We start from the raw sequence: 23,971 nt of genomic DNA, 5'->3' as shown, positions 1-23,971 counted from the left end.
GTGCGGGACACGAATACCGGTCAGTTGTGAATTTCGACGCCATTACCGCCGTATCCGCCGAGCGCCGTCGAACGGATCGAAGCCGAACGCGACGCCATAGAAGAACGGCTACGGGAGTGATACTGCAGCCGACACTGGAATTGTCAGATTGATAGTGTTCCATATTCGGCGACTGACCGATCAACGACCGTGGCAGTTGATCCGTCCAACCCCTTCGTTTCGGCTGGAAACCACGTGACGTGGTCACGTCTGACACCAGCGAACTGAGAGGAAGTCTGACGTGTGTCTGACGATTTCAGTTCGCTACCCCTTCGTTTCGGGTAGAGCGGACCGAACGTCACGGAACGGAACCGGTCGGAGAGGGTGAGCGATCCGTGTGACTTTCCTCGAGTGATCCCAGTCGAAAAGGTCGGAACGCGTCCCTTAACTCCGTGAGCCCCTAAACGGGGCCAATGAGTGAATCGCGTGCGTTCTGTCCCCGATGCGGGGACGCGGTGCCCGAGCGGTCGGCAAGCGACGCGAACAATCCGTTGCGGCCCGGTGCGGAGGTCGAACTCTGCGATTCGTGTTACTTCGAGGACTTCGACTTCGTGGACGCGCCGGATCGGATCGACGTTCGCGTCTGCGCCCGCTGCGGTGCGGTCTACCGGGGGAACCGGTGGGTCGACGTCGGCGCGGACGACTACACCGACATCGCCATCGAGGAGGTCAGCGAGGCGCTCGGCGTCCACGTCGACGTCGAGGACGTCGCCTGGCAGATAGACCCCGAGCAGGTCGACCAGAACACGATCCGGATGCACTGTTTCTTTACCGGCGTCGTTCGCGGGACGCCGGTCGAGGAGCAGGTGACGGTTCCGGTCAAGATCGCCCGTCAGACCTGTACCCGCTGCGGGCGGATCGCCGGCGACTACTACGCCAGCATCGTCCAGGTCCGCGCCGAGGACCGCACCCCGACGACCGACGAGGTCGAGAGAGCGAAAGCGATCGCGAACGGGATCGTCGCCGATATGGAGGCGACGGGCGACCGCAACGCCTTCGTCACCGAGATGAGCGAGGTCGACGACGGACTGAACATCAGGGTCTCGACCAACAAGATCGGCAAGAAGATCTCGAACAAGATGATCGAGGAGTTCGGCGGGACCGTCAACGACGCCGAAACCCTCGTCACGGAGGACCAGGACGGCAACGAGGTCTACCGCGTCACGTTCGCCGTTCGGCTGCCGCCATACACGCCCGGCGAAGTGATCGATCTCGCCGACGACGACGACGACGGTCCCGTCCTCGTCCGCAGTGCCCGCGGCAACCTCAAGGGCGTCCGCGTGACGACCGGCGAGCGCTACGAAGCGAGCTACGAGGAGGGGAACTCGCCCGACGCGAGACGGCTCGGCCAGCTCGAGGACGCGGACGAAGCGACGGTCGTCACCGTCGAAGACGACAACGCCGTGCAGGTGCTCGACCCCGAGACGTTTCGGGCCACGACCGTCGCGCGACCGGACTACTTCGATCCGGATGCCGAAACCGTCCCCGTACTGAAGAGCCGCGCCGGACTGCACATTCTGCCCGACGAGAGCGATGACTGAGGACGCAGCTGACGCAGACGGGGACGACCGAGCTGCGGACGGGGAGCGTCGTTCCCTCGAGCCCGCGGCTGACGACGTCCTCGAACGAGCGGAGGCCGACGCGCCGCTGGCCGCGCTCGTCGACAAGACTCGCACCGAGACCGCTATCGAATCGCTGCGCGCCGAGGGCGTCTACGACGACTCGAGGCGCGTGCGCGAAAATGGGTCCGAGCGGGTCGCGCTCCCGATCACGGAGCCGCCGGCCGAGACGCAAGTGCCCGAGGTCGTCCGGCAACTCGAGCCAGAGCCGCGAAATCCCGACCTCGAGGCGCTGCTGGTCGAGCGGGGCTGGAGCGACGCCGACCTCGAGTCGGTCCCGGGCTCGTGGGCGGTGATCGGCTCGGTGATCCTCGTGACGGTGCCCGACGACTGCCCCGACGAGGCGGCGCTCGGGGAGGCCCTGCTCGAGTTACACGGCGAGGCCGACAGCGTGCTGGCCGACGACGGGATCGAAAACGACGGGACGGCCGGCACCTATCGGGAGCCCCGTACCAGACTGATCGCGGGCGACGACGACACGGAGACGATCCACACCGAGCACGGAACCCGATACGGACTCGATCCGGCGACGGTCATGTTCTCGCCCGGGAACCAAGCCGAGCGAGCCCGAATGGGCGAGATAACCGCCGACGGCGAGCACGTCTTCGACATGTTCGCCGGTATCGGCTACTTCACCCTCCCGATGGCTCGAGCGGGTGCGCGGGTGACCGCGACCGAGATCAACCCGACCGCCTTTCGCTACCTGCTCGAGAACGCCGTGCTCAACGACGTCGGCGACCGGGTCGATGCCTACATGACCGACTGTCGCGACCTCGCGAGCGAACTCGAGGCCGATCGCGTGGTCATGGGCTACTACGGGAGTTCGGACGGCTCGGATAACGACGGAAACGACGGGACGGACCACGGAACGCGAACCGACGAAGCACACGACTTCCTGCCCGACGCCCTCGCGGCGCTGGTCCCCGGCGGCGTCGTCCACTACCACGAGGCGGCCCCCGAGTCGCTACTCTGGGACCGGCCGCTCGAGCGCCTCGCGGCGGCCGCCGACGACGCCGGCCGCGAACTGGAGGTACTCGAGAAACGGCGGGTGAAGAGCCACAGTGCGGGCGTCGACCACGTTGTCGTCGACGCGCGGTTCGAGTAGCGAGACAGGGAGACTCGCGTTGCAACGCGCTCCGCCTCGGGCGGCCGACTTCGGTCGTGACATTGATAGTTGCGGGCCGTCTGACATCGACTATGAACAGGAATCAGATCATCGCACTCATCTTCGCGGTCCTCATGATGACCTCGATGGTTGCGTGGAGCGCAACGGCCCTCTTTTAGGGACGGCTGGTCGAACGGACGTGGAGACGCTCGAGGCGCTCGCGCGGGCTTCGAACCACCGCCAGACTGATCGTCAGATCCACCGTCCGCGAGAAATCCGTCGCCGACCCCGCGTATCCAGTTTCTACTCGTCCGTGTCCCAGACATCCGCTAGCGGGCTCGAGCGAGACGATTTCCGCGACCGGCGCGACCGCGACGATCCCCGATCGGTTCCGTTGCTACGCTGGGAATCCGTCGTGTTACTTCGTCCCGTCCGGGACGATCCGTCGGCGACGCCGGACCCGCCGCCCGATACCGTCCCGCTGAGCGCCGCCTGCGGCTCGAACGTCGGGAGATCGGGGCGCGTCATGCGATCGACCTGCGCCTCGAACCACTCCGGCATGTCCGTCCGGGCGCGCTCGAAGCAGTCCACCAGACTCGAGTCCGCCAGATACGTCGCCCCGTAATCGTCGGGCGCGCGAACGACCCGGCCGCAGGCCTGAATGACGGTCCGGAGCGTCGTCCGGTAGTACCACGCCCACTGTCCCTGCTCCAAGCGATGTGCCACCCGCGAGTCGCCGGTGTTGAGGAAGGGGGCCTTACAGAGGACCTGCCAGCGACAGAGGTCGCCCTTGAGATCCAGTGCCTCCTCCATCTTCACCGAGAGGAAGACGTCGGGCTCGTCGCTGGCCTTCCAGGCCTCGAGTTCGGCGTCGCGGCCGTCGCGGTCGTGGGTCCGGATCCGGTCGCCGACGCCGAAGTCGGCGAGGAGGTCGGCCAGCCGTTCCTGAATGTCGTAGGAGTGGGCGTGGACCAGCCCCTTCTCGTCGGGGTGGTGTTGCATCAGTCGGACGATCGTCCGGGCGATCTTCGGCGTCGTCTCGTCGCGCTCCTCGTAGGTCATCTTCCCCTGCGTGACATCGTACAGCGGCCGGTTCTCGACGGGGAAGGTGTGTTCGACGTCGACCAGCGCGACGTCGTCGGGATCGAGTCCGACCTGCCGGCAGAACGCCGCCTTGTTGAGAATCGTCGCCGAGAGGAGGGCGAACTTGTTGCCCCGCCCCCAGACGGTGTGCTGGAGGTACTTCTCGGGGTTCATCGGCTTGATCGTCAGGGGACCGCCCCGCGGTTCGTCGCCGTCGGCGTCGCCCTCGTCGGCGCCGGCGTCGCGAGCGCGCGGCTCGGACTGATCGACCAGCCACGTCGTCGGGCTCTGCGGGTCCCGGAAGTCCGAGACGAACCACTCGAGTTCGCCGATGAGTTCCTGCAGTCGGTCGCGTTCGCGCACGTCGCCGGGGGAGAGCGAGTCCTGTGCGAGCAGGTCGTCCTTGCGCCGCGTACACGTCTGTGCGAGGCTCTCGGCGTAGCGGACGGCGCGCTCGACGGAGTCCACCTCGGGAACCCGCAGATCGTCCCAGAACGGGACGGTTCGGGGCCCCAGCTGGATGGTCGCGTACATTTCGGCCCACTCCGCGAGGCCGTGGGCTTCGTCGACGACCACGACGTCGCGTTTGCGGAAGACCTCGCTGCCGGCGGTCTGCATGAAGTAGGCCAGCGTCATCGCCGCGATTTCCCGATTCGACGCGATCGCGCGGTCGGAGAAGTACGGACACCGGTGTTTGACGGAGCAGTCGTAGCCCCGCTCTCGCACGCAGGGGGCCTGATTGACCGGCGTGTCGCGTTCCTCCGGCAGAATGCAGGTGTAGTTCGACTTCCCGCGGATGACGTTGAGATCCGCCAGGAGGTCGTCGGCCGCAACGTCGTCGAGCTGTGAGACCTGCGGCGTCGTGTAGTACGCGCCCGTCGCATCGCTGGGGTCACCCTCGTCCGCGCGCTGCGCACAGCCGGCGATGGCGCGGGCGAGCAGAGACTTGCCGCTGCCCGTCGGCGCGCGAACGAGCACGACGTCGTTGCCGGCCGCGAAGGCGTCGCGAATGTCGCGGAGGGCCTGCTGTTGGGTCCCGCGGTAACTCGGCGCGGGAAACTCCTCGAAGATCCGCTCGGTATTCACCGTTCGACTCACGGACCGGACACGTCCTAAAGGCTGCGAACCGTTGCTCGAGACGAGAGTGCGAACACGAACCCGTCTTCCGAACGGAAAAGCGGTATTTGACCTACCCCAACACATATAGACCGATCAACAGATATCCAGCCATGAAACGACGCACGCTCCTCGCCGCGGTCGGTTCGGGGACGGTCGTGTCGGCCGGCTGTCTCGGCGACGATATCGAAACCGACACCGACGATTCAGCCACCCCGAGCCCGAGTGCAGCCTGTGACGCCGACGATACGTACGAGACGTGTCGTCACCTGCTCATCTCGTACGCGTCGTTCCCCGACCCACTCCAGTGTGAGATCGACGCGGCACTCGAGACGGACGGCTACACCGCGTCCGGTGGGTTCTTGCTCGAGGACGCGATGGACGTCGACCACGCCTACGTTCGCAGGGACGACGCCACGTACGAACCGACGGTCACCGAATCCGACGACGGCGACGAACGGACGCTCTCCCTGGTCGAGCGGGATCGACTGACGCGGCGACGGGTCCACGAACTGCGAGTCGAGAACGCGACCGACGATCACCGGTCCGTGGCGATCACCATCGTCCGCGAGGACGACGGCGAGACCGTGGTCGACGAAACGCTCGCGCTCGAGGCCGGCGACCGCGAGAAAATCGACGTTTCCGACGTGCTTGGGCGCTACGAGTGTTCGGTATCGGACGATCGCGGACTCGAGGAGACCGTCGACTCGCGGCTGGGCGAGTACTTCCAGTTCGACGCGCTCGTCGTGGACGAGGAGCTCTCGCTGGTCGAATCGACGGCCGACGTGGCTCCCTGCCCGTGGGAGCGCTAACGCTGCTGTAGCCCCCGTCTACCGAGCGATCGGTCCCACTTCGGAACGGTAGCCGCCCGATTACAAATACGAATCCGGGACTGGAATACAGGTACGGAAGGGTCGCTCAGCGGTAGAGCACCGCGGTGCCATCCGGTTCCGCGGCGGCATTTCGCCCCGTGGCGTTCAACTCCCACCCCTTCCGTTTCCGGCTGCGGTACCGCCGCGGGTGTCGCTCGTGCTCACGCGCTCTGCGGCGAACCGCCGTGGCCGTCACATCGCCTCCACTCGAAATCCCCATTTTTCGCGGCTCGAGTCGACTCGCATCGACTCGGAGGACTCCTATAACGTCTCGAGCCGTGAGGTTTCGTCGTCGACCTGCTCGAGTCGCTCGATGTCCTCGACCGTCGGATAGTCGGGGATCGCTTCGATGCACGGATAACAGAGCAGATGTGACGAGCCGTCCTCGAGCTCCAGCGTGATCGCGGTTCCGACGGTCCCGGCGTCACTGCCGAACGACCAGAGGGTGGCGATCCCGCCGGAGACAGTGACCGTTCGACCGCAGCCGTCACAGGAAGTCTTCGACATACGTGCCAGTGGGTGCCCGACGATGAAAATCGTTCTCCTGGCGCGATCAGTCGCTTGGGACGAGGTGTCCGGCCAGCGAGCGTTTAAACGGGGGAGTCCGCACAGCGGTTATATAGGCCACAGCGGCGTACCGCCGACTATGGAGGTGAACTGCGAGGGCTGTGCCGGCTGTTGCATGGACTGGCGATCGCTGCTCGAAGAGGGTGCGGAATCGACCGCCGCTCGAGACGGTGAAGACGAGACCGAGAGCGACTCCAAACAGCGACACCGGCGACAGCGCGACCCGTTCGACGGCGAGGACGCGGGGACAGCATCCCGGGAGCCGCTCGACGACGACGCCACCTTCGTCCCGCTGACTCGAGACGAGGTACGGGGGTTCCTCGAGGCGGGGATGACCGATGCGCTGACGCCGCGGTTCTGGCACGCTCGAGACGAAGCCGAGGGCGTCGAGATCGACGGAGTGAGCGTCGCCGCCGTCGCGGGCCGGCCGGCGTTTTTCGTGGGCCTCCGGAAACCGCCGAAGCCGGTCGCCCCGTTCGGCCGCGAGGAGCCGACGTGGCTGCCGACCTGCGTCTTTCTCGATCCGACGACGCTGCAGTGTCGGATTCACGAGCGCGAACTGTATCCCGACGAGTGCGGTGCGTATCCCGAATACAACCTCGCGCTCGCACGGGAGACCGAGTGCGAACGCGTCGAGTCCGCGTTCGGCGGCGACCGGCTGCTCGAGGCAGACCACGACGAGCCCGACGGCCTGCTACTCGGATCGCAGGCGATCGGGGCGAAGCTCTTCTGTCATCCGCGGCCGGCCGACCTTGAGGGAATCGTCGACCGAGCGGCGACCGGCGAGCTCACGCGACGAGATCGCGCCGAGGCGATCGCGGTCGCCGCCGCCTCGAGTCCCGGGACACTCGCAATCTCGGAATTCCACTACGATCGGGCGAAAGCGCGGCTGCTCGACGGTAAAGATGCCGAGTCGGAATCCGCAGACGACGAATCGTGGGTCGGGCCGGCGATCCGCGACTGGCAGCAGCGCTGCCGGGAGGCCGGCGAGGCTGTGCCGTCACCAGCCGTCGCCGACGATATCGAGACCGCTCGCGGCGCACCCGAAACGCCGGGCTGGGACATCCTCGAGTGAGTACTGATACCGACGGCTAGAGAGGGAGACGAACAGAGGGGGGAACGGCCAACTCAACGCCGCTAATCCGACTTGATCTGTTCGAACGTATCTAGCAACTCTTCGGCGGAATCGCCGGAGTCGTACTCGACTTTGCCGTGGTAAATCGTCCGCTCGTCGTCGAAATCGGTGTCGACCTTCGAGGCCTGTTTTTCGCGGCGCTCGTGCTCGTCTTCGTCATAGGCACCCATTGACATGGTTAGTGTGAACATGATAGGGGCGGCGCAACTATGAATGTAACGGTTGCACACACCCATCAGTCAGCCGCATCCGTTTCGACCGAGACGGCGATCCACCACGGCGGGACAGCCGCCGAGCCGTCACGGTCGGCGGGTGGAACTCCCGAGGTTGTCGACCGCATCGGGATGAGAGTAGAGCCTCGCGGCCGGCGTGGTGACAGCGGACAACGAACAGTATATGCACCTCCGTGCTCTAAATCGACCCGTGGCACGGCCGCTTCGCTTTCGTTACTCGCCGCAGTCCTGGAGCGACGGGCGAGTTCAACACGAGATTCTCCAGCCGCTGCAGTCGAATATCGGCGCACAGTCCGTTACGCCGTGGTTCAAGATCGGCGGCGACTGGCAGACACACCGCTTCGAGATGCAAAACGGAGACGTCGCCCTCTTTGCGCGCACCGACAGCGACGCCTACTGGATGGGCAACACGGAGACACCTTCCTCGCTGTGGAAGACCGACAAGTTCGGCTGGCGGGAGGTTCCCCATCGCGTCTCGCGGTGGGCCCAGCGCGAACTGACCGCGACGCTTCACGAGGAGGACCCCTGGCTCGCCGATTACCCGCACCTCTCGTGGTTTTTCCTGCCAGTGTTCATGTCCAAAGACGGCCGGGGCTCGACTCGAGCGTTCTTCCGCGAACACGCCGCCGGCTTCCCAGACGCCGGCCGTCGGGAGACGACCCGCTTCTTCGAGGACTTCCTCGAGACCGGCGTCCTTGACAAGTACCGACACGTCATGTCGGGCAAACTCGGCACCAGCAACCACGTCGACCGGGTCCGGATGAGCGCCGCGATGGCCGAGTTCATCGCGGCAAAGCTCCTCACCGACGCGGGCTACGACGTGGTCCCGGAGATCGAGGTCACGACCGGGCACTCGCTCGACTTTCGGGCCGAAAACGACGAGACCAACGTCCTCGTCGAAGTCACGCGACCCCAGCCGCCCCAGAACCGCGCGGCGTCCGGCCCCGTGGCCGCCGTCCGCGACACCGCCGAGACCAAGACCAACGGCCAGCTGGCCGAACACGGCGGCGGTGCAGTCCTCTTCGTCGACTGCTCGAGCTTTCGCGACGACGCCTGGTCCGCCGTCCGCGGCGAACAACCCGACGTTCGCCACCGCCCCGCGGTCGTCTACCGCGTCCGGCCGAACGGCCACGCCGAAGGCTACCGGAAAGGTGCGGTGCCCCTCAAGTTGGATGACGCACTCGAGTTCCTGGACTAAGTTTCGAACCGATCAGGACTCCGGTCTGGTCAGTGACGTGATCTAATCGCTCGAGAGACCAGCCAATCGAACAACGGGAATAGCGTACCGCTCGCGAAGCGAGCGGTTTCACCGAGCGTGAGCGCAGCGAACGCTCGGCCTTTTTCATCAAAGTTTTTGCGCGGGGTTCGAGCGAGCAAAACGAGCGAGGATCCCGCGTAAAAACTTTGGTTAGAACGAGACGGCGTCGGGCGCGTACGGGCTGCCGACCGGGGTCGGGTCGCGGTCGCTGTAGCCGACGCGGCCGACGGCTTTGTCGCTGACGGCGGAGTAGACGGCGAAACGCGCCTCTTCCGGATTTTCGAAAGTTTCGGACTCGAGACGGGCGAGTACATCGCCGACCGTCTCACTGCCGTTGGGGAGTTCGAGGGTTCGATCGCCGTACTCCTCGATCAGTTCCTCGGTCGTCGCGGGGTACTCGTGGTCGTCGATGACCTCGCCGGTGCCATTGAGCAGCATTACGCCCTATCCTGTGTGAACGATAATTATAAACATTGTCCATCTATGTTTCCTAGTAGCACCCCAGACCTAATATACCTAATACCACCCTAGATATCGTGAGAATCGGTAGCAGGCCCGGAGAAACACCTTTCAGAGCGGGGCTGTTCGGATATCGTATGCCATATGCGGATTTACACGTCCACACGACGCGCTCGGACGGCAGCCTCGAGCTCGAGGCGATCCCCGACGCCGCTCGCCGCGGCGGTGTCGACATCGTCGCGGTGACGGACCACGATCGGGTACAGCCGTTCGACGGACCGGTGGTCGAGCGCGACGGTGTGACGCTCCTCCACGGGATCGAGCTGCGCGTGGAGACGCCGGGCGGTGAGGCCAGCAGCGAGGAGTCGGATCGGCGATCCGGCGGCGGCCAGCGAATCGATCTGCTGGGTTACGGCCTCGAGCCGAGCCCGGCGCTCGAGGCCATTCTCGATCGGATACAGACGAACCGCATCGATCGCGGAAAGGCGATCGTCGACTGCGTGGAATCGCGGCTGGGCATCGATCTCGACGTGACCGTCGACGGCGGCTTCGGGCGGCCCCACATCGCGCGGGCGATCGAGGCCCATCCCGAGGCCGACTACGACTATCAGGGCGCGTTCGATCACGTCATCGGTTCCGACTGTCCCTGCTACGTGCCCCGGGAGGTTCCGTCGTTCGAGCGGGGACGGTCGGCGCTGGCCGAGTCCTGTCAGCTCGTTTCGCTGGCCCATCCGCTGCGATATCGCGATCCGGAGAGTGCGCTCGCGCTGGCAGCCGAACTCGATGCCGTCGAACTGCAGTACCCCTACGGCCGCGATGTCGACCGCGACCTCGTCGAACGAGCGATCGAGCGCCACGGCCTGCTCGCGACCGGCGGCAGCGACGCGCACGACGAGCGACTCGGCGTCGATGGGCTCTCTCGACGGGCGTACGAGCGTCTCGGGTTGCCAGTCGAGTGACCTAAAAGCTGACCGCTAGCGGAGGGTTCAATGCATCGTAGTCCTAACGAACGGGTATGAACTGCCACTACTGTGACCGCGAGGCCGCGTTCGCCGCGGAGTCCGACGGGCTCAGAGTCGGACTCTGCGAAGAGCATTTCCGCGAGCGGTTACAGGAACTCGCCGAAGCGGACGGCCTCGAGAGCCTGAAAGAGAAAGTCGACGTCGATCGCGCCGAGTAAGGAGCCGGCGCGTCCTGTTCGTCCCGTTATGCGGTTCGCCCGGCGTCGACGTCGATGGCGTCGACCGGGCAGACGTCGACGCAGAGCATACAATCGATACACTGCGCTTCCTTGGCGGGATCAGCCTTCTCTTCGCTTTCCGGATGTCCGGGCGTGTCGATCCACTCGAAGACGTCGACCGGGCAGTCCTCGACGCAGGCGCCGTCCGCGATGCAGATGTCGAAGTCGACCGCGACGTGCGTGCCGTGGATGCCGAGTTCTTCGGGTTCGTCGACGGGACCCCAGACCGAGTGCCCCTCGTGTTCGTCGACCTGGTCGCGGTTCTCGTGGAACTGTGGGTCTATGGCCATTGCTAACAGATTAAATGACGGACACACTTAAAAGTGCGTACTCGCTGCAACGCGAGCGGCCGCTCCCTCGAGCGGGAACGATCGGAACGAGACAACCAGGCCGACCCTGCGGACGGATGTGCCACCCGTCCGTCATTCTACCCGTCCGTCGTTCAGTCCTCGTCGCGTCTCGCGAGCCGATCGTCGAGGAGTTCGCGCGTCCAGACGGCGAAGCCGTGATCGCGGCCGTAGGTCCAGACAGCCATCTCGTTGATCACGTCGGGCAACTCGCTCTCCTTGATCCCGGCTGCGACGATCGCCTCTTGATCGGTCATGAGCAACTGTGCCGGCCACTCGTTCTGGACGTTGTTGGTCGTCTGGAGATCGGGTGCGACGACGATACCCGCGCTCGGAACCGCCTCCGAGAACCGCTCGTGATCGTCCTCGGTCGGGACTTCGATATAGACGTCGACGCCGCGGTCGGCAGCCGACTCGAGGGCCGCGAAGATCTCCCGTTCGACGACTTCGGTCGCCGGAACGAGATACCGGACGGTGTCCTCCGCCTCCTCGAGGAAGCGGACGACGCGCTCGGTGACGTGTTCTTTCTGCGTGATCGCCCACATTCCCTCGTCGTCCCGCGAATCGGGTTCCTCGAGCTGGCCGAGCGCGTTCTCGGCGGCGTTGATCCGCGAGTCGAAGTCCTCGCGAAGCCGCCGACAGGCCGTCTCGACGGACACGGCCTTGTACTCGCGGGGTTCGGTCTGCTGGACGCTAACGAGCCCCTTGCGTTCGAGCCGCTCGATCGTGTCGTACACCCGCGAGCGGGGGATATCCGCGACCTGACTGATCTCCTTTGCGGTCCCCTTCGAGATGCGAACGAGGGCCACGAGACACCGAGACTCGTACTCCGTCAGACCCAACTCCTCGAGGGTTTTGACCGCTTCCTCGGCGCTTGGCACGGGTAACACACAGCCAGCACGGAGGAAAAAACGCGGCTTTCTACCGCCACGTCGTTATTCGACGATCAGGAAAACGGACGAAAGGAGTCGCCACCGCAGGGACAACCGTTAGCGCTGCCGATCGGTCGAATTTCGCCGGGCGAAAGCCATACCGCCAACGCTCTTCCGCAGTCCGTACACCGCGCCGCACCCTTCCGCCGTGACTCTGCTGCCATGGAGCGATCTACCCGCTTCGAACACATAAGCGAGATGCGAGTGTGACGGGAGTGCTGCGTCGTGTGCTCCAACCGTAACAACGCTGGTCCGATTCGCGAGTACGAGTCAGTAGCCCAGTGAAAACGCCCAGTTGACGGCCAACGCAACGAAGACGACGGCGAGTAACGCGGCGAGGAAACCGAAGGAGACGCCCCAGCCGAACAGGTCCGCCAGGGTTCCGGTGACGACCGAGCCCAGCGCCCCGACGAAGCCGTAGACGGTGCGAACGAGACCGAACCCCGCCCCCCGTTCGGATGGGGACAGTTCGTCCATAAATCGGGGCAACAGCGCTGCACCCCAGCCGAGACCGATCCCGAGGAGCACCACTGCGGCCGCGACGGCGGCGGTTCCCGGAACGGCGACGAACAGCGCGAAGCCGGCGACGGAGAGCACCATACAGGCCGCGGTAGTGACCTCGCGACCGTAGCGATCGGAGGCCGCCCCAACGCCGACCTGCGTGAGCCCCTGAACCACGAAGTAGCCCCCGAAGACGAGACTCGCCGTCGTCGCGGACTGGCCGCGGTAGGTCACGAGGAACGTCGGCAGGAACGAGGAGGTCGCCTGCCAGACGAAATCGCCCAGAATGGCGAGGGCGGACGTGAAGGCTATTTTCGGCCGGGAGAGGAGTTCGACGAGCGGCTCGAGTTCGAACCGTTCGGCCATCGGCTGGTCGGGCCGCTGGGGAGCGGTCGGTCGGACCGACCGGGCGAACAGGACGAAGATAGGGACGGCTACCACGGCACCGACCGCGATCGCCGCCCGCCAGCCGTACCGGACGGCGACCCAGGCGGCGACCGGCGGCGCGACGAGGCCGGCGATGGGACCGCCGCTGTTGTGGACGCCGATCGCGGCTCCGATCTCGACGTAGGTCCGCGTCAGCAGCGACGTCGCGACGCTGTAGTGGAGGCCGGCGACGGCACCGAGCACGATGGTGCCGACCACGAAGACGGGGAACAGTGGTGCGATCGCGAGGAACGCGCTCGCGACGGCCGTTCCGCCGACGGCGACCAGAATGACGCGGCGCTCGCCGAACCTGTCGCCGAAGACGCCACTGGGGAACTGCGAGCAAAAGTACGCCATCCACATCCCCGTCAGCGCGAGCCCGATCACCGAGTTCGAGACGCCGAACTCGGCGGTGATCCGGGGGACGACCGGACTGATCACCAGCCTGGCGGCCATCGTCGCCAGGAAGGCGAGCGTACACATCGTGAGGACGGTCTCCTCGTATCGCCAGCGTCTCATTCGAACTCGAGTAGTCGCAGCATCATCGGTACGTTCCGGTCGGGACGAGAGTCTGCTAACTCGTCATCGATCCCGACGGATGAGGGCACTGCTACCGGCAGTCGCCACTGGATTGCGGTTCGGTCTCACTGTCCACGGGATCGATCCGCGGCCGATCGACCGGACGGACGAATGTTCGTCGTCTCGAGGCAGTTACCGATAGCAACGTCTGATCGCGTTCCTCACGGGCGTCGGGCCAGGACGAATCCGCCGTCCGCCACCTCGAGCCCCGGACGATCGCCACCTCACGGATCGGCCCGCTCGACGTCCCGCCGGGCGTGCCGACGGCGTAGTACGCCCGCGGGATGTTCGCGCTGACGCGGCTGCAGCGGCGGCTGCCGACCGTCTCGAGCATCGAGCGGCGGCTCCGATGAGCGGAGACGCGGCCCGCTGAGCGGTGACGATCGATTCCGCGAGCGAGGTGCTTTTGCGACTCCCGTCGAATGCACGTCTATGGACCTCACACATCGCCCCCGGCGGCTCCGACAGGACCGGATTCGCGGTCTCGTCAGCGAGACGAGCCTCGAGCCGAGCGATCTGATCGCGCCGGTGTTCGTCGACGCCACGACCGACGAGCGCATCCCGATCGAGTCGATGCCCGGTCACGAGCGGGTGCCGATCGACGGAATCGTCGCCCGCGTCGAGGAGGTCCTCGAAACGGGCGTCGAGGCGATCATGCTCTTTGGCATTCCGGAATCGAAGGATCCCGAGGGGAGTCGTGCGTGGGCCGAGGACGGCGTCATTCAGGAGGCGCTGCGCCGAGTCACGAGCGAGACTGACGCCTACGTCATCACCGATGTCTGTCTCTGCGAGTACACGGATCACGGCCACTGCGGTCCGCTCGAGGAGGAGCTGCGAGCGGAGGGGAGCGTCGTCGAGGCGGACGGACCGGCCTGCGAACCGACGATGACCGTCGACAACGACGCGACGCTCGAGGCGCTCGAGCAGATCGTCACATCGCACGCTCGCGCGGGTGCGGACATGGTTGCGCCGAGCGGGATGATGGACGGGATGGTCGGGGTCATCCGCTCGGCGCTGGACGAGGCGGGCTACGAGCAGGTTCCGATCATGAGCTACGCGGCGAAGTACGAGAGCGCCTTCTACGGCCCCTTCCGGGACGCCGCCGACGGTGCGCCGTCCTTCGGCAACCGCCGGCACTACCAGATGGACCCCGCGAACTCGCGGGAGGCCATGCGGGAAGTCCGACTCGACGCCGAGCAGGGCGCGGACGTGATGATGGTCAAACCCGCCCTGCCGTACCTCGACATCGTCAGCGCCGTCCGCCGGGAGTTCGACCACCCCGTCGCGGCCTACAACGTCTCCGGTGAGTACGCCATGCTCCACGCCGCCGCCGAGAAGGGATGGATGGAGCTGGAGGATGCGGCGCTCGAGTCGCTGCTATCGATCAAACGTGCGGGAGCGGATCTGATTTTGACCTACTTCGCTGAAGACGTCGCCGAGAGACTGACCGGCGACCGATAGCCGGAAGTCGCCGGCCGAGCCGACGAGTGAATCGGGGAGCGCGCCGTCGGAACGGCCGGCTACGCGTGGATAGCAGGTGGTATTCGGACAAACGTCCACACCATCCTCCGCAGTGCCGGACGGATGGCAATATTTACCGCGCGCGAGGGGAGTCGGGCTACTCGAGGGGGTATGCAGGGTCGATATGGTGGTTGAACGTCTCGCCTCGAGTTTTTCTAGGTTTACAAAGGTCGAATATATAACCACGACTCGAAAAATACGCAAGATAGAATAGCCTTATACACATTAGATCTCCTTTAGATTTGTTTGGTTGTCCCTATTACTCGCCTATTTTTGGACGTTTATCAACACTAAACGTTATGTATAGCTAGTCCATCGGCATCTAACGTGATTCAAAAGACAACCATGCGCCTGAACAGCTCATACATGGACATACGTCTACAACGCTCCGGTAACGAAACGACGGAAACGGAGGTGGCTGCCTGATGGAGCCGACGCTCTTGCAGAGCGAGGCTGAGATCGAGATGTTGATCGACTCGATCAACTACACGTGGATCTTGGTCGCCACGTTCCTGATCTTCTTCATGCACGCCGGCTTCGCCATGCTCGAGGCGGGACAGGTCCGCTCGAAGAACGTGGCGAACCAACTAACGAAGAACCTGCTGACCTGGTCGGTCGGCGTGACGGTGTTCTTCCTGATCGGCGCCACCATCGAGGGCCTCGTGGCCGGCAACGGGCTCGCCTTCCAGTTCGAGAGTGCCGCATCCGACTGGATGGACTGGCTATACGGTGCGGTCTTCGCCATGACTGCGGCGACCATCGTTTCGGGGGCCGTCGCCGGTCGCGCGAAGCTCCGCGCGTACGTCACCTATACCTTCCTGCTGGCCGCGGTGATCTACCCCGTCGTCACCGGACTCACGTGGGCGGGCGAGATGCTCTCGTACAACGGCGTGGTGTTCGATGACTTCGCCGGCGGAATGATCGTCCACGGGATGGGCGGCATCGCCGGTCTCACCGCCGCGTGGGTCCTCGGTCCGCGAATGGACCGGTACAACAGCGACGGGAGCGCGAACGTCATTCCCGGGCACTCGCTGACCTTCGCTGCGCTCGGTACGCTGATCCTCGCCTTCGGCTGGTACGGCTTCAACGTCGGTACCTCGGCGATCATCGGCGAGGGCGCGTTCCTCGGCGATCAGCTCGGTCGCGTCGCCTTGACCACGACGGTCGCAATGGCCTGCGGTGCGATGGGAGCCGGACTCGTCGCCTGGGTCAAGACCGGCAAAGTCGATACCCTGTACGTCGCTAACGGTCTGCTGGCCGGCCTGGCCGCGATCACCGCGATTCCTCACGCCTCGACTTGGTGGGGTGCGTTTCTGGTCGGCGGCCTCGCCGGTGCCCAGCTCCCCATCGTCTTCGGCATCGTCGAGAGTTACCTGAAGATCGACGACGTCTGTGCGGTCTTCCCGGTCCACGGTTCGGCCGGCGTCCTCGGGACGCTGCTGCTCCCGGTCGTGGCCTCGCCCGAATACATGAGCGGGATCAGCGGGAGTCGTGTCGACGTGTTCGTCGCGCAGCTCATCGGTGTCGTCGTCATCGCCGGCTGGACGATTGCCGCGACCGCCGTCATCTGGTACGCGTTCAAAGCAGCCGGTCAGGCCCGCGTCTCGCCCGAACACGAGCGCGACGGGCTCGACGTCTCCGAACACGGCGTCGACACCTACCCCGAGTTTGGCGAACCCGACATCGCCACCGACGGCGGTAGCGACGAGCAGATCGTCCGCGCCGACGGCGGCGAGCCGAACGACGGCGAAATCAAGATGGTCAGCGCGATCGTTCGTCCCGACCGCCTCGGCGCGATCAAGCAGTCCCTCGCCGAAGCCGGCGCGCCGTCGTTGACCGTCACCAACGTCTCCGGTCGCGGCTCCCAGCCCGCGAAGAAAGGACAGTGGCGCGGCGAGGAGTACACGGTCGACCTCCACCAGAAGGTCAAGATCGAGTGCGTCGTCGCGGATATCCCGGCCCAGGAGGTCGTCGATGCCATCCGCGACGGCGCAGAGACCGGCGAACCCGGCGACGGCAAGATCTTCGTCATGCCAGTCGAGAGCGCGATGCAGATTCGCACCGGCAAAACCGGTCGTGATGCCGTCTGAGTTGGGGACACGCGGTCGACCGCTCGCGGTCCGCCCGCCGACGGACCGCGACGTAAGGTGACTCACGCGACCCACGTTTTACGGTGTGGCTCTGGCAATCGGCGCGCTTGTGACATCCGCCCGAACCGGACGTCGCGTTGATCGGAGGCCATCTGGCCCGCGACCGACACCGGTGCAGTCCGCTGTGGGTTCGATCGTGTCACGCTGTCCCGGGTCCGGTTCGGGTTCGTCGCTTTTCTCGTCGGTACTTCGCCTCGCGAACCGGTTGGTTTCCCGTCCCCGGTGAGGACTCGAGCCGAAGACGCACACGTTCGGCGGTTCGGCCGGCGGCTCGGAGACTGACCTCGGTACAACTTTCCCGCCCGAAATCCAACCCCCGTCCATGACCGAGGACAACTCACGCGAGCTGTACGATCGGGCGCTGTCGGTGCTGCCGGGGGGCGTCAACTCCGCGGTTCGCGCGGCGATCGAGCCCTATCCGTTCTTCGTCCGGAAGGGCGAGGGCGGCCACGTTATCGATGCCGACGGCAACCGCTACATCGACTGGGTGATGGGACTCGGCCCGCTGCTGCTGGGCCACGATCTTCCCGAACCCGTTCAGGCCGCCATCCAGCAGAAGGCCAGCGAGGGACCGATGTACGGCACCCCGACCGAGGTCGAAGTCGACCTCGCGGAGTTCGTCGTCCGCCACGTCCCCAGCGTCGAGAAGATCCGCTTCGTCAACTCGGGCACCGAGGCCACAACCTCCGCCGTGCGACTCGCGCGGGGATATACCGGCCGGAACAAGATCGTTGTCATGCAGGGCGGCTACCACGGTGCACAGGAGTCGACGCTGGTCGAGGGCGACGCCGAGGATCCGAAACCGTCCTCCGCGGGAATTCCGCAGTCCTTCGCCGACCACACTCTCCCGGTACCGTTCAACGACGAGGACGCGATCCGCGAAGTGTTCGAGGAACACGGGGACGACATCGCGGCCGTCCTCACCGAACCCATTCTGGGCAACTACGGCATCGTCTACCCCGAAGAGGGCTACCACGAGTCCCTCCGAGAGATCACCGACGACCACGGTTCCCTGCTGATCTTCGACGAGGTCATCACGGGCTTTCGCGTCGGCGGCCTCGGCTGCGCTCAGAGCGAGTTCGGCGTCACCCCCGATCTGACCACCTTCGGAAAGATCGTCGGCGGCGGCTTCCCAGTCGGCGCAATCGGCGGCCGCGCCGAAATTATCGAGCACTTCGCGCCGACGGGCGATGTCTTCCAGGCCGGCACCTTTTCGGGCCACCCCGTCACGATGGCCGCCGGCCTCGAGACCCTCAAATTCGCCGCGGAAAACGACGTCTACAGCCACGTCAACGGGCTCGGTGACCGACTGCGCCGCGGGCTGACCGAAATCGTCGCCGATCAGGCCCCCAGCTACACCGTCACCGGCACCGACAGCATGTTCAAAGTGATCTTCACGCGGGAGGGGCCGGGCCCGGACTCGCTCGAGGAGCAGTGCCTGGCCGGCTGTCGGCAGGATCCGACCTGTCCGCGCTACGACTACTCACCGAAGAACGCAGGCGACGTGAAAAACGCCGAGACCGAACGCTGGCGGCGCATCTTCTGGGGGACAATGAAAGAACAGGATGTCTTCCTCTCGCAGAACCAGTTCGAATGTCAGTTCGTCAGTTACGGCCACACCGAAGAAGACGTCGAGGAGACGCTTGAGGCGTACAAGGAGGCGCTGTAGCCGACCTACGTCAGTAGGAGCGCGGCCGTCGGCATCTCTTCGAGCGCTTCGCCGTCCCGTTCGCTCGAGGCCGCCGGGAGTTCGACCGCGAAACGGCTTCCGTCCGAACCGGTTTCAGTGAGTTCGACGCTCCCGTCGTAGCGAGCGACCAGTTGGGAGACCAGATAGAGGCCGAGTCCGTGCGTGCTCCCGTAGCTTTCGACGCGGTCGAAGAGGGAGTCGACTTTCGATTCGGGGATTCCGGGGCCGTTGTCCGCGATTTCGAACCGGACGGTTTCGGGTCCCGGTTCGGCCGTAATCTCGACGCGTGGCGTCGCGGCATCGTTGTGTTCGATCGCGTTCGAGAGGAGATTAGCGAAGATACGGGCGAGTAAGTCGTCGGCCCGGACAAAGACGTGGTCCGGAATCGACGTCTCCACGTCGATCGGATCCCACTTGTGCTCCAGTTTTCGGACTTCGTCGGCCAGCACTCGAGCGGCGTCGACGCGCTCGGGCCGGTAGCTCCCTTCAGTCGTCTGCAGCAGTACGCGGACGTCGTCGATCACCGTCGACATGTCCTCGGACTCGTCGATGACGATCTCGAGCCAGCGACGGCTGCGGTCGTCCAGTGCTGACTCCGTCTCGAGGACCCGCGACGCGTAGCCGTCGATGACCGTCGCGGTGTTCAACACCTCGTGGCGGAGGATGCCGTTGAGGTAGTCGAGGTAATCACGCTGCTGCTCGAGGTGTTCCGTTCGGAGGGACGCTCGCTCGGCGGTCAACGCGCGCTCGACCGCGCGGCCTTCGATGCAGCCGATGAGCAGGCCGGTTCCGGCACCGAACGCCACGGCCCATCGAAGCCACGAGACGATCACAGCCAGCGATTCGGTCGGGAAGACAGTCATAAGAGCGACGTTGACGACCAGAAAGGTACCGAGACCGCCCAGACACCACCACCCGATACGCGGGTACCGCGCTGGCGAGAGCGCGGACGAACGGAGCCAGTAACCGGCGTACGTGATCCCGACGAGAAACGGAATCGTCGTAAGCACCCCGACCAGAAATCTGCCACTGGCGACGAACGCCGAGTTGAGCGCGACGAGGAGCGCGATTTCGGCGAGTAACACGAACGCGAGCCCCGATCCGAAGCCGACCAAATACGCGGGGAGCCGGTCCGCGGGACGGCCACCGACGTTCTCGTGCCGTTGCATAGCCGCTAATACCCATCAGATCGGATAGTATTTCTGGCCAACGGCCCTCGAACTGCCGTGTATCGCCGGTCTACGTGGGCGAAAGAAACGGCGAGCGCAGGTCAGACGTCGTCGCTCGTCGCGACCGTCTCGCCGTCCGGCCCGACGATCGTATCCGAAATCTCCGGTTCGTTCGCGTAGGACAGCCACGCTCCGCCGCCCATGACGACGAGATTTACGACGAAAATCGTCGCGAGGGACGTAGCGAGTTGCTTTCTGAATACCTGCATGACGGCCACAACTCGAGTCGAAAGCCCCCTCAAACGGCCCGTGAATTCCTACGATCTGGAAAAAAGGGCGAACGGATTCGCGACAGCGATTAGGGGGCCAAAACTCGTAGCCGTCGTACACCCGCTACCTCCCAATCGAGACAGGAGAAGGAACGGCGCATCGCTCGCCGTCACGGACCGATCCGTCGGCAGGCTCAGTCCGCGGCCGTGACGATCGCGCCCTGGTAGCTCGCGATCTCCTCGAGCACCGCCTCACGGTCGTCCTCGCCGGCGTCGAATTCGGCGAGCGCGTCGTCGAGGTGGGTCGCGATCGCCCGAAACTCCGACGGGGTGATGCCCATGTCCGCGTGGACGGTTTCCATCTCCCCGCCCGAGTACTCGACCGGACCGCCGGTGACCGAACTGATGAACTGGGCCTGATGGGCGCGCTGTTTCTGCATGTCGACGTCGTCGAAGTAGCCGGCGACCTGTTCGTCAGCCATGACGCGGTCGTAGAACTCGTCGACGACGGCCGCGATCGCGCCTTCGCCACCGAGTCGCTCGTAGAGGGTCTTTGTCATCCGATCGGATCTATTCGCCCCGCATAATATAAACAGCATGCCGAACGTGTGTCGCAAAAATCTTGCGTGAGATACCCACACAGTCGGAGTTTCGCGTCGGATTCGGCCTGGCTCGCCGTGTAACGCTGTTCGTGACAACGCCCCTCAGTGTCGACGGCTCACGCTGCTCTCGCATCGGACAAGCGTGCGCTTTTCAACTCGAGGCACCGACTGACTCCTATGAGAACGCGCGGGACGCTACGACTGGCGACGAGGGGGTCCACACTCGCCCGGCGACAGGCCTCGCTGGTGACGGAGGCCCTAGAGGAACGGCGGTACGAGGTCGAACTCGTCACCGTGGAGACGACGGGAGACCAGATCACGGACGAGCTGATCCACCGACTCGGGAAGACCGGCGCGTTCGTCCGCGAACTCGACGAGCGCGTCCTCGAGGGCGACGTCGACGGCGCGATCCACTCGATGAAGGACATGCCGACCGAACAGCCCGACGAACTCGTGACCGCCGCGGTTCCCGAGCGAGGACGGCCGGGCGACGCACTCGTCACGCCCAACGGGGCGACGCTCGCGGAGCTTCCCTCGGGCGCGACCGTCGGCACCTCGAGCCTCCGCCGGCGCGCCCAGCTCCTCTCGGAACGCGACGACATCACGGTCGAGCCCCTGCGGGGGAACGTCGACACGCGACTCGAGAAACTGCTCGCGCCCGCGCTCCAGGAAGAACATCAAGAGCGGTCGGAAGCGGACAAGGAGCGGAAGGGGAATACCGGTAACGACGACTTCGAACCCGAGTACGACCGCACCACCGACGAGTGGTTCGACGACCTCTCGGAGCTCGAGAAGGGCGCGCTCGGCCGCGAGGTCGAGACGGCGTACGACGCGATCGTCCTCGCAGAGGCGGGCCTCGAGCGCAGCGGGCTCGCCCACTACGTCGACTATCAGGAGCTGCCGACGGGGACGTTCGTTCCCGCGCCGGGGCAGGGAGCGCTCGCGGTGACCGCACGGGACGACGAGACGGCCCACGAGATCCAGAGCGCGATCGATTTCCCGCGGAGCCGCGTCGAGACGACCGTCGAACGAACGATTCTGGCGGAACTCGGCGGGGGCTGTATCGCCCCGGTCGGCATCTACGCGGTCGTGCAGGGCGAGTACGTCCACGCGACCGTGAGTGTCTTCGACCGCGACGGCGAGAGCTCGGTGGCCGCCAGCAGGGACCTCCCGATCGAGAGCCACGCCGACGCCGCCCGCGAGTTCGCGCGAGACCTCGCGGACCGCGGTGCAGCCGAACTGATCGAGGAGGCCCGCGAGGAGAGCGACGGCGACGCGGACGGCGTCTCCGAGGAAGATAAGCCCGCGGGGAAATAGCGAGGACGTATCGAATGTCAGGAACCGATATCGACGCCGACCCCGGCACCGTCTACCTCGTCGGCAGCGGCCCCGGCGACCCCGAACTGCTGACCGTCAAGGCGAAACGCCTGCTCGAGGCGAGCGACGTCATCCTCCACGACAAGCTTCCCGGCCCGGAGATCATCGAGACGCTTCCCGAGGACCGCCGCGAAGACGTCGGCAAGCGCGCCGGCGGCGAGCGCACACCCCAGTCCGAAATCAACGAGCGACTGGTCGAACTCGCCCGCGAGGGCAAGTCCGTCGTCCGGCTCAAGGGCGGCGACTCGTTCGTCTTCGGCCGCGGCGGCGAGGAGGCGGAGTATCTCGCGGCCCACGAGGTGCCCTTCGAGGTCGTGCCCGCGGTCACCTCGGCGATCGCCGCGCCGGCGGTGGCTGGCATCCCCGTGACGCACCGCGACCACGCCTCCTCAGTGAGCTTCGTCACGGGCCACGAGGACCCGACCAAGGAGGAGTCGGCGGTCGACTGGGAGGCGTTAGCCGCGACCGGTGGCACCATCGTCGTCCTGATGGGCGTCGGCCGGCTTCCGGACTACACCACGGCGCTGCTCGAGGCCGGGATGGCCGCCGAAACGCCGGTCGCGCTCGTCGAGCGGGGTACCTGGCCCGGCCAGCGGGTCGCGACGGGCACCCTCGAGACCATCGTCGACGCTCGCGACGAGGCGGACATCTCGCCGCCCGCGGTGACGGTGATCGGCGACGTGGCGGGGACCCGCGAGTCGGTCGTCGACTTTCTGCAAAACGATTACGGCGCGACCGTCGACGAGACGGCCCAGAGTGGGGAATGAGCCGATGAGTGACGCACCCACAGTGGCCGTTTTCCGGCCCGACGACGATCGCCTCGAGCGAGCCGTCGCCCTGCTCGCGGAGCTCGGCGCCGAGCCGGTCGCGGATCCGATGCTGGCCGTCGAACCGACCGACGCGACGCCGCGAACCGACGCCGAATACGTGATTCTCACGAGCAAGACCGGGGCCGAACTCGTCTCCGAAGCGGGGTGGGCTCCCGGCGATGCGACCGTCTGTGCGATCGGCCCCGCGACGGCGGACGCGCTCCGAGCGGAAGGCTACGCGGTCGATATCGTTCCCGAGGAGTTCACCTCGAGCGGCCTCGTTGCGAGACTCGAGGGGGAGATCGACGGCGCGCGCGTCGAGGTCGCCCGCAGCGATCACGGCAGCCCAGTGTTGCTCGAGGGGTTCGAGGACGCGGGCGCGTACGTCCACGAAACGATTCTTTATCAGTTAGTTCGGCCCGGCGGTAGCGGCGAGTCGGCTAAGCTGGCCGCCGAGGGCGAACTCGATGCCGTCTGCTTCACCTCGTCGTTGACCGTCGAGCACTTCCTCGCAGCTGCCGCGGAGAAGGGCATCCGCGAGGCGGCAGTTACGGGACTCGCGGACGCCACCGTGGGTGTCATCGGCGAACCGACGGCGGAAACCGCCGAGGAGCAGGGGATCGAGGTCGACGTGGTCCCCAACGAGGCGACGTTCGACGCGCTCGCACACGAGACGGTCACAGCGACACCGGTTCGTGAAGAATAAGGGCCGCCGCACGGTGGTGTCCACTGACGGCTGGTAACCGCTCCAATAAGGGCAACTGTTTTAATCAGCCTACCTGACAATAGATCTATGAGACGAGTTCAGTGGAGTCAATCGTTCGCGCGCCTGGGCCCCGGAAAGGCCGCAGATACCCTCGGCTGTAACTGGTT

General features: G+C 65.5%; 24 protein-coding genes and 1 tRNA gene. 14 read left to right on the top strand and 11 right to left on the bottom strand.

Translation table 11 applies throughout. The annotated features are described in order from the left end of the window. Positions 1-452: 452 nt before the first annotated feature. Both HYG81_RS29890 and HYG81_RS29885 read left to right on the top strand, forming a co-directional pair. Positions 453-1,580 (top strand): 60S ribosomal export protein NMD3, encoded by a 1,128-nt coding sequence (locus tag HYG81_RS29890; RefSeq protein WP_180839744.1) that lies wholly within the window; start codon positions 453-455, stop codon positions 1,578-1,580. Next, positions 1,573-2,763, top strand: coding sequence for a class I SAM-dependent methyltransferase (locus HYG81_RS29885; protein WP_180839743.1), 1,191 nt, complete (start codon positions 1,573-1,575; stop codon positions 2,761-2,763). Before HYG81_RS29890 ends, HYG81_RS29885 begins: the two co-directional genes overlap by 8 nt. A gap of 303 nt (positions 2,764-3,066) precedes the next feature. Here the strand turns inward: HYG81_RS29885 and HYG81_RS29880 are convergent, their stop codons facing one another. Beyond that, positions 3,067-4,932 (bottom strand): helicase C-terminal domain-containing protein, encoded by a 1,866-nt coding sequence (locus HYG81_RS29880; protein WP_180839742.1) that lies wholly within the window; start codon positions 4,930-4,932, stop codon positions 3,067-3,069. Between the two features lie 143 nt (positions 4,933-5,075). Between HYG81_RS29880 and HYG81_RS29875 the strand changes: the two genes are divergently transcribed. Together HYG81_RS29875 and HYG81_RS29870 are read left to right on the top strand one after the other, a co-directional pair. Further along, positions 5,076-5,774, top strand: coding sequence for a hypothetical protein (locus HYG81_RS29875; protein ID WP_180839741.1), 699 nt, complete (start codon positions 5,076-5,078; stop codon positions 5,772-5,774). Positions 5,775-5,869: 95 nt separating this feature from the next. After that, positions 5,870-5,958: transfer RNA gene (locus HYG81_RS29870), tRNA-Gly, on the top strand. Between the two features lie 137 nt (positions 5,959-6,095). Here the strand turns inward: HYG81_RS29870 and HYG81_RS29865 are convergent. Then, positions 6,096-6,341 carry a DUF7561 family protein gene (locus HYG81_RS29865; RefSeq protein WP_180839740.1) on the bottom strand — a complete coding sequence of 82 codons (246 nt, stop codon included), beginning with the start codon at positions 6,339-6,341 and terminating at the stop codon, positions 6,096-6,098. Between the two features lie 139 nt (positions 6,342-6,480). Between HYG81_RS29865 and HYG81_RS29860 the strand changes: the two genes are divergently transcribed. Further along, positions 6,481-7,476: a YkgJ family cysteine cluster protein gene (locus HYG81_RS29860; RefSeq protein WP_180839739.1), complete on the top strand. Its 996-nt coding sequence runs from the start codon at positions 6,481-6,483 to the stop codon at positions 7,474-7,476. 62 nt (positions 7,477-7,538) lie between these two features. Here HYG81_RS29860 and HYG81_RS29855 read toward each other — a convergent pair whose 3' ends face one another. Then, positions 7,539-7,712, bottom strand: coding sequence for a DUF5786 family protein (locus HYG81_RS29855; RefSeq protein ID WP_219628726.1), 174 nt, complete (start codon positions 7,710-7,712; stop codon positions 7,539-7,541). Positions 7,713-7,959: 247 nt separating this feature from the next. Between HYG81_RS29855 and HYG81_RS29850 the strand changes: the two genes are divergently transcribed. Next, positions 7,960-8,967, top strand: coding sequence for a DUF5784 family protein (locus HYG81_RS29850; RefSeq protein ID WP_180839738.1), 1,008 nt, complete (start codon positions 7,960-7,962; stop codon positions 8,965-8,967). Between the two features lie 210 nt (positions 8,968-9,177). On the opposite strand, the gene HYG81_RS29845 is transcribed toward HYG81_RS29850, so the two are convergent. Next, positions 9,178-9,465, bottom strand: a complete 288-nt coding sequence (locus HYG81_RS29845; RefSeq protein WP_180839737.1) for a DUF5789 family protein — start codon at positions 9,463-9,465, stop codon at positions 9,178-9,180. 158 nt (positions 9,466-9,623) lie between these two features. Here HYG81_RS29845 and HYG81_RS29840 point away from each other — a divergent pair, with 158 nt between their 5' ends. Then, the gene (locus tag HYG81_RS29840) at positions 9,624-10,445 is read left to right on the top strand and encodes a PHP domain-containing protein (RefSeq protein ID WP_180839736.1); all 822 of its coding nucleotides are present in this window, start codon (positions 9,624-9,626) and stop codon (positions 10,443-10,445) included. 56 nt (positions 10,446-10,501) lie between these two features. Further along, positions 10,502-10,666 carry a DUF6757 family protein gene (locus HYG81_RS29835; protein ID WP_180839735.1) on the top strand — a complete coding sequence of 55 codons (165 nt, stop codon included), beginning with the start codon at positions 10,502-10,504 and terminating at the stop codon, positions 10,664-10,666. A gap of 26 nt (positions 10,667-10,692) precedes the next feature. Here the strand turns inward: HYG81_RS29835 and HYG81_RS29830 are convergent, their stop codons facing one another. The 4 genes from HYG81_RS29830 to HYG81_RS29815 all read right to left on the bottom strand — a co-directional run bounded on the left by HYG81_RS29830 (position 10,693) and on the right by HYG81_RS29815 (position 13,845). Further along, a complete protein-coding gene (locus HYG81_RS29830) occupies positions 10,693-11,016 on the bottom strand; it encodes a 4Fe-4S dicluster domain-containing protein (protein WP_098724945.1) in 324 nt (107 codons plus the stop codon). A 152-nt stretch (positions 11,017-11,168) separates the two neighbouring features. After that, on the bottom strand, positions 11,169-11,954 hold the full coding sequence (locus HYG81_RS29825; protein WP_180839734.1) for a TrmB family transcriptional regulator: 786 nt from the start codon (positions 11,952-11,954) through the stop codon (positions 11,169-11,171). Between the two features lie 321 nt (positions 11,955-12,275). Further along, on the bottom strand, positions 12,276-13,451 hold the full coding sequence (locus HYG81_RS29820; RefSeq protein WP_180839733.1) for an MFS transporter: 1,176 nt from the start codon (positions 13,449-13,451) through the stop codon (positions 12,276-12,278). A 91-nt stretch (positions 13,452-13,542) separates the two neighbouring features. Beyond that, entirely contained in the window at positions 13,543-13,845 is a 303-nt protein-coding gene (locus tag HYG81_RS29815; RefSeq protein WP_180839732.1) for a hypothetical protein, read from the bottom strand. Between the two features lie 98 nt (positions 13,846-13,943). Here HYG81_RS29815 and hemB point away from each other — a divergent pair, with 98 nt between their 5' ends. The 3 genes from hemB (at position 13,944) to hemL (ending at position 18,851) form a co-directional block, all read left to right on the top strand. Further along, a complete protein-coding gene (gene hemB, locus HYG81_RS29810; RefSeq protein WP_180839731.1) occupies positions 13,944-14,972 on the top strand; it encodes a porphobilinogen synthase in 1,029 nt (342 codons plus the stop codon). A gap of 485 nt (positions 14,973-15,457) precedes the next feature. Then, positions 15,458-17,122 carry an ammonium transporter gene (locus HYG81_RS29805; RefSeq protein WP_180839730.1) on the top strand — a complete coding sequence of 555 codons (1,665 nt, stop codon included), beginning with the start codon at positions 15,458-15,460 and terminating at the stop codon, positions 17,120-17,122. A gap of 382 nt (positions 17,123-17,504) precedes the next feature. Continuing rightward, positions 17,505-18,851 (top strand): glutamate-1-semialdehyde 2,1-aminomutase, encoded by a 1,347-nt coding sequence (gene hemL, locus HYG81_RS29800; RefSeq protein ID WP_180839729.1) that lies wholly within the window; start codon positions 17,505-17,507, stop codon positions 18,849-18,851. Between the two features lie 5 nt (positions 18,852-18,856). Here the strand turns inward: hemL and HYG81_RS29795 are convergent, their stop codons facing one another. From HYG81_RS29795 to HYG81_RS29785, 3 genes are all read right to left on the bottom strand, one after another. Continuing rightward, positions 18,857-20,041: an ATP-binding protein gene (locus HYG81_RS29795; protein WP_180839728.1), complete on the bottom strand. Its 1,185-nt coding sequence runs from the start codon at positions 20,039-20,041 to the stop codon at positions 18,857-18,859. Positions 20,042-20,142: 101 nt separating this feature from the next. Next, complete coding sequence (locus tag HYG81_RS29790) at positions 20,143-20,310, bottom strand: hypothetical protein (RefSeq protein WP_180843067.1); 168 nt, start codon at positions 20,308-20,310, stop codon at positions 20,143-20,145. A 194-nt stretch (positions 20,311-20,504) separates the two neighbouring features. Next, positions 20,505-20,870: a group I truncated hemoglobin gene (locus tag HYG81_RS29785; protein WP_180839727.1), complete on the bottom strand. Its 366-nt coding sequence runs from the start codon at positions 20,868-20,870 to the stop codon at positions 20,505-20,507. A gap of 219 nt (positions 20,871-21,089) precedes the next feature. Here HYG81_RS29785 and hemC point away from each other — a divergent pair, with 219 nt between their 5' ends. The 3 genes from hemC to HYG81_RS29770 are packed head-to-tail and all read left to right on the top strand — an operon-like array spanning position 21,090 to position 23,804. After that, complete coding sequence (gene hemC / locus HYG81_RS29780; RefSeq protein WP_180839726.1) at positions 21,090-22,229, top strand: hydroxymethylbilane synthase; 1,140 nt, start codon at positions 21,090-21,092, stop codon at positions 22,227-22,229. Positions 22,230-22,243: 14 nt separating this feature from the next. Beyond that, positions 22,244-23,056 carry a uroporphyrinogen-III C-methyltransferase gene (gene cobA, locus HYG81_RS29775; protein ID WP_180839725.1) on the top strand — a complete coding sequence of 271 codons (813 nt, stop codon included), beginning with the start codon at positions 22,244-22,246 and terminating at the stop codon, positions 23,054-23,056. A 4-nt stretch (positions 23,057-23,060) separates the two neighbouring features. Next, a complete protein-coding gene (locus HYG81_RS29770) occupies positions 23,061-23,804 on the top strand; it encodes a uroporphyrinogen-III synthase (RefSeq protein ID WP_180839724.1) in 744 nt (247 codons plus the stop codon). Positions 23,805-23,971 lie beyond the last annotated feature (167 nt).

It is taken from the genome of Natrinema zhouii (genome assembly GCF_013456555.2).
GTDB lineage: Archaea > Halobacteriota > Halobacteria > Halobacteriales > Natrialbaceae > Natrinema > Natrinema zhouii.
The sequence above is the reverse complement of the archived record's forward strand: the minus strand, read 5'-3'. Positions and strand labels throughout refer to the sequence as shown.

Coding starts and splice junctions, on each gene's coding strand:
- HYG81_RS29890 (WP_180839744.1), top strand. CDS start 453: ATGAGTGAATCGCGTGCGTTCTGTCCCCGATGCGGGGACGCGGTGCCC.
- HYG81_RS29885 (WP_180839743.1), top strand. CDS start 1,573: ATGACTGAGGACGCAGCTGACGCAGACGGGGACGACCGAGCTGCGGAC.
- HYG81_RS29875 (WP_180839741.1), top strand. CDS start 5,076: ATGAAACGACGCACGCTCCTCGCCGCGGTCGGTTCGGGGACGGTCGTG.
- HYG81_RS29865 (WP_180839740.1), bottom strand. CDS start 6,341: ATGTCGAAGACTTCCTGTGACGGCTGCGGTCGAACGGTCACTGTCTCC.
- HYG81_RS29860 (WP_180839739.1), top strand. CDS start 6,481: ATGGAGGTGAACTGCGAGGGCTGTGCCGGCTGTTGCATGGACTGGCGA.
- HYG81_RS29855 (WP_219628726.1), bottom strand. CDS start 7,712: ATGTCAATGGGTGCCTATGACGAAGACGAGCACGAGCGCCGCGAAAAA.
- HYG81_RS29845 (WP_180839737.1), bottom strand. CDS start 9,465: ATGCTGCTCAATGGCACCGGCGAGGTCATCGACGACCACGAGTACCCC.
- HYG81_RS29840 (WP_180839736.1), top strand. CDS start 9,624: ATGCCATATGCGGATTTACACGTCCACACGACGCGCTCGGACGGCAGC.
- HYG81_RS29835 (WP_180839735.1), top strand. CDS start 10,502: ATGAACTGCCACTACTGTGACCGCGAGGCCGCGTTCGCCGCGGAGTCC.
- HYG81_RS29830 (WP_098724945.1), bottom strand. CDS start 11,016: ATGGCCATAGACCCACAGTTCCACGAGAACCGCGACCAGGTCGACGAA.
- HYG81_RS29820 (WP_180839733.1), bottom strand. CDS start 13,451: ATGAGACGCTGGCGATACGAGGAGACCGTCCTCACGATGTGTACGCTC.
- HYG81_RS29815 (WP_180839732.1), bottom strand. CDS start 13,845: ATGCTCGAGACGGTCGGCAGCCGCCGCTGCAGCCGCGTCAGCGCGAAC.
- hemB (WP_180839731.1), top strand. CDS start 13,944: ATGGACCTCACACATCGCCCCCGGCGGCTCCGACAGGACCGGATTCGC.
- HYG81_RS29805 (WP_180839730.1), top strand. CDS start 15,458: ATGGAGCCGACGCTCTTGCAGAGCGAGGCTGAGATCGAGATGTTGATC.
- hemL (WP_180839729.1), top strand. CDS start 17,505: ATGACCGAGGACAACTCACGCGAGCTGTACGATCGGGCGCTGTCGGTG.
- HYG81_RS29795 (WP_180839728.1), bottom strand. CDS start 20,041: ATGCAACGGCACGAGAACGTCGGTGGCCGTCCCGCGGACCGGCTCCCC.
- HYG81_RS29790 (WP_180843067.1), bottom strand. CDS start 20,310: ATGCAGGTATTCAGAAAGCAACTCGCTACGTCCCTCGCGACGATTTTC.
- HYG81_RS29785 (WP_180839727.1), bottom strand. CDS start 20,870: ATGACAAAGACCCTCTACGAGCGACTCGGTGGCGAAGGCGCGATCGCG.
- hemC (WP_180839726.1), top strand. CDS start 21,090: ATGAGAACGCGCGGGACGCTACGACTGGCGACGAGGGGGTCCACACTC.
- cobA (WP_180839725.1), top strand. CDS start 22,244: ATGTCAGGAACCGATATCGACGCCGACCCCGGCACCGTCTACCTCGTC.
- HYG81_RS29770 (WP_180839724.1), top strand. CDS start 23,061: ATGAGTGACGCACCCACAGTGGCCGTTTTCCGGCCCGACGACGATCGC.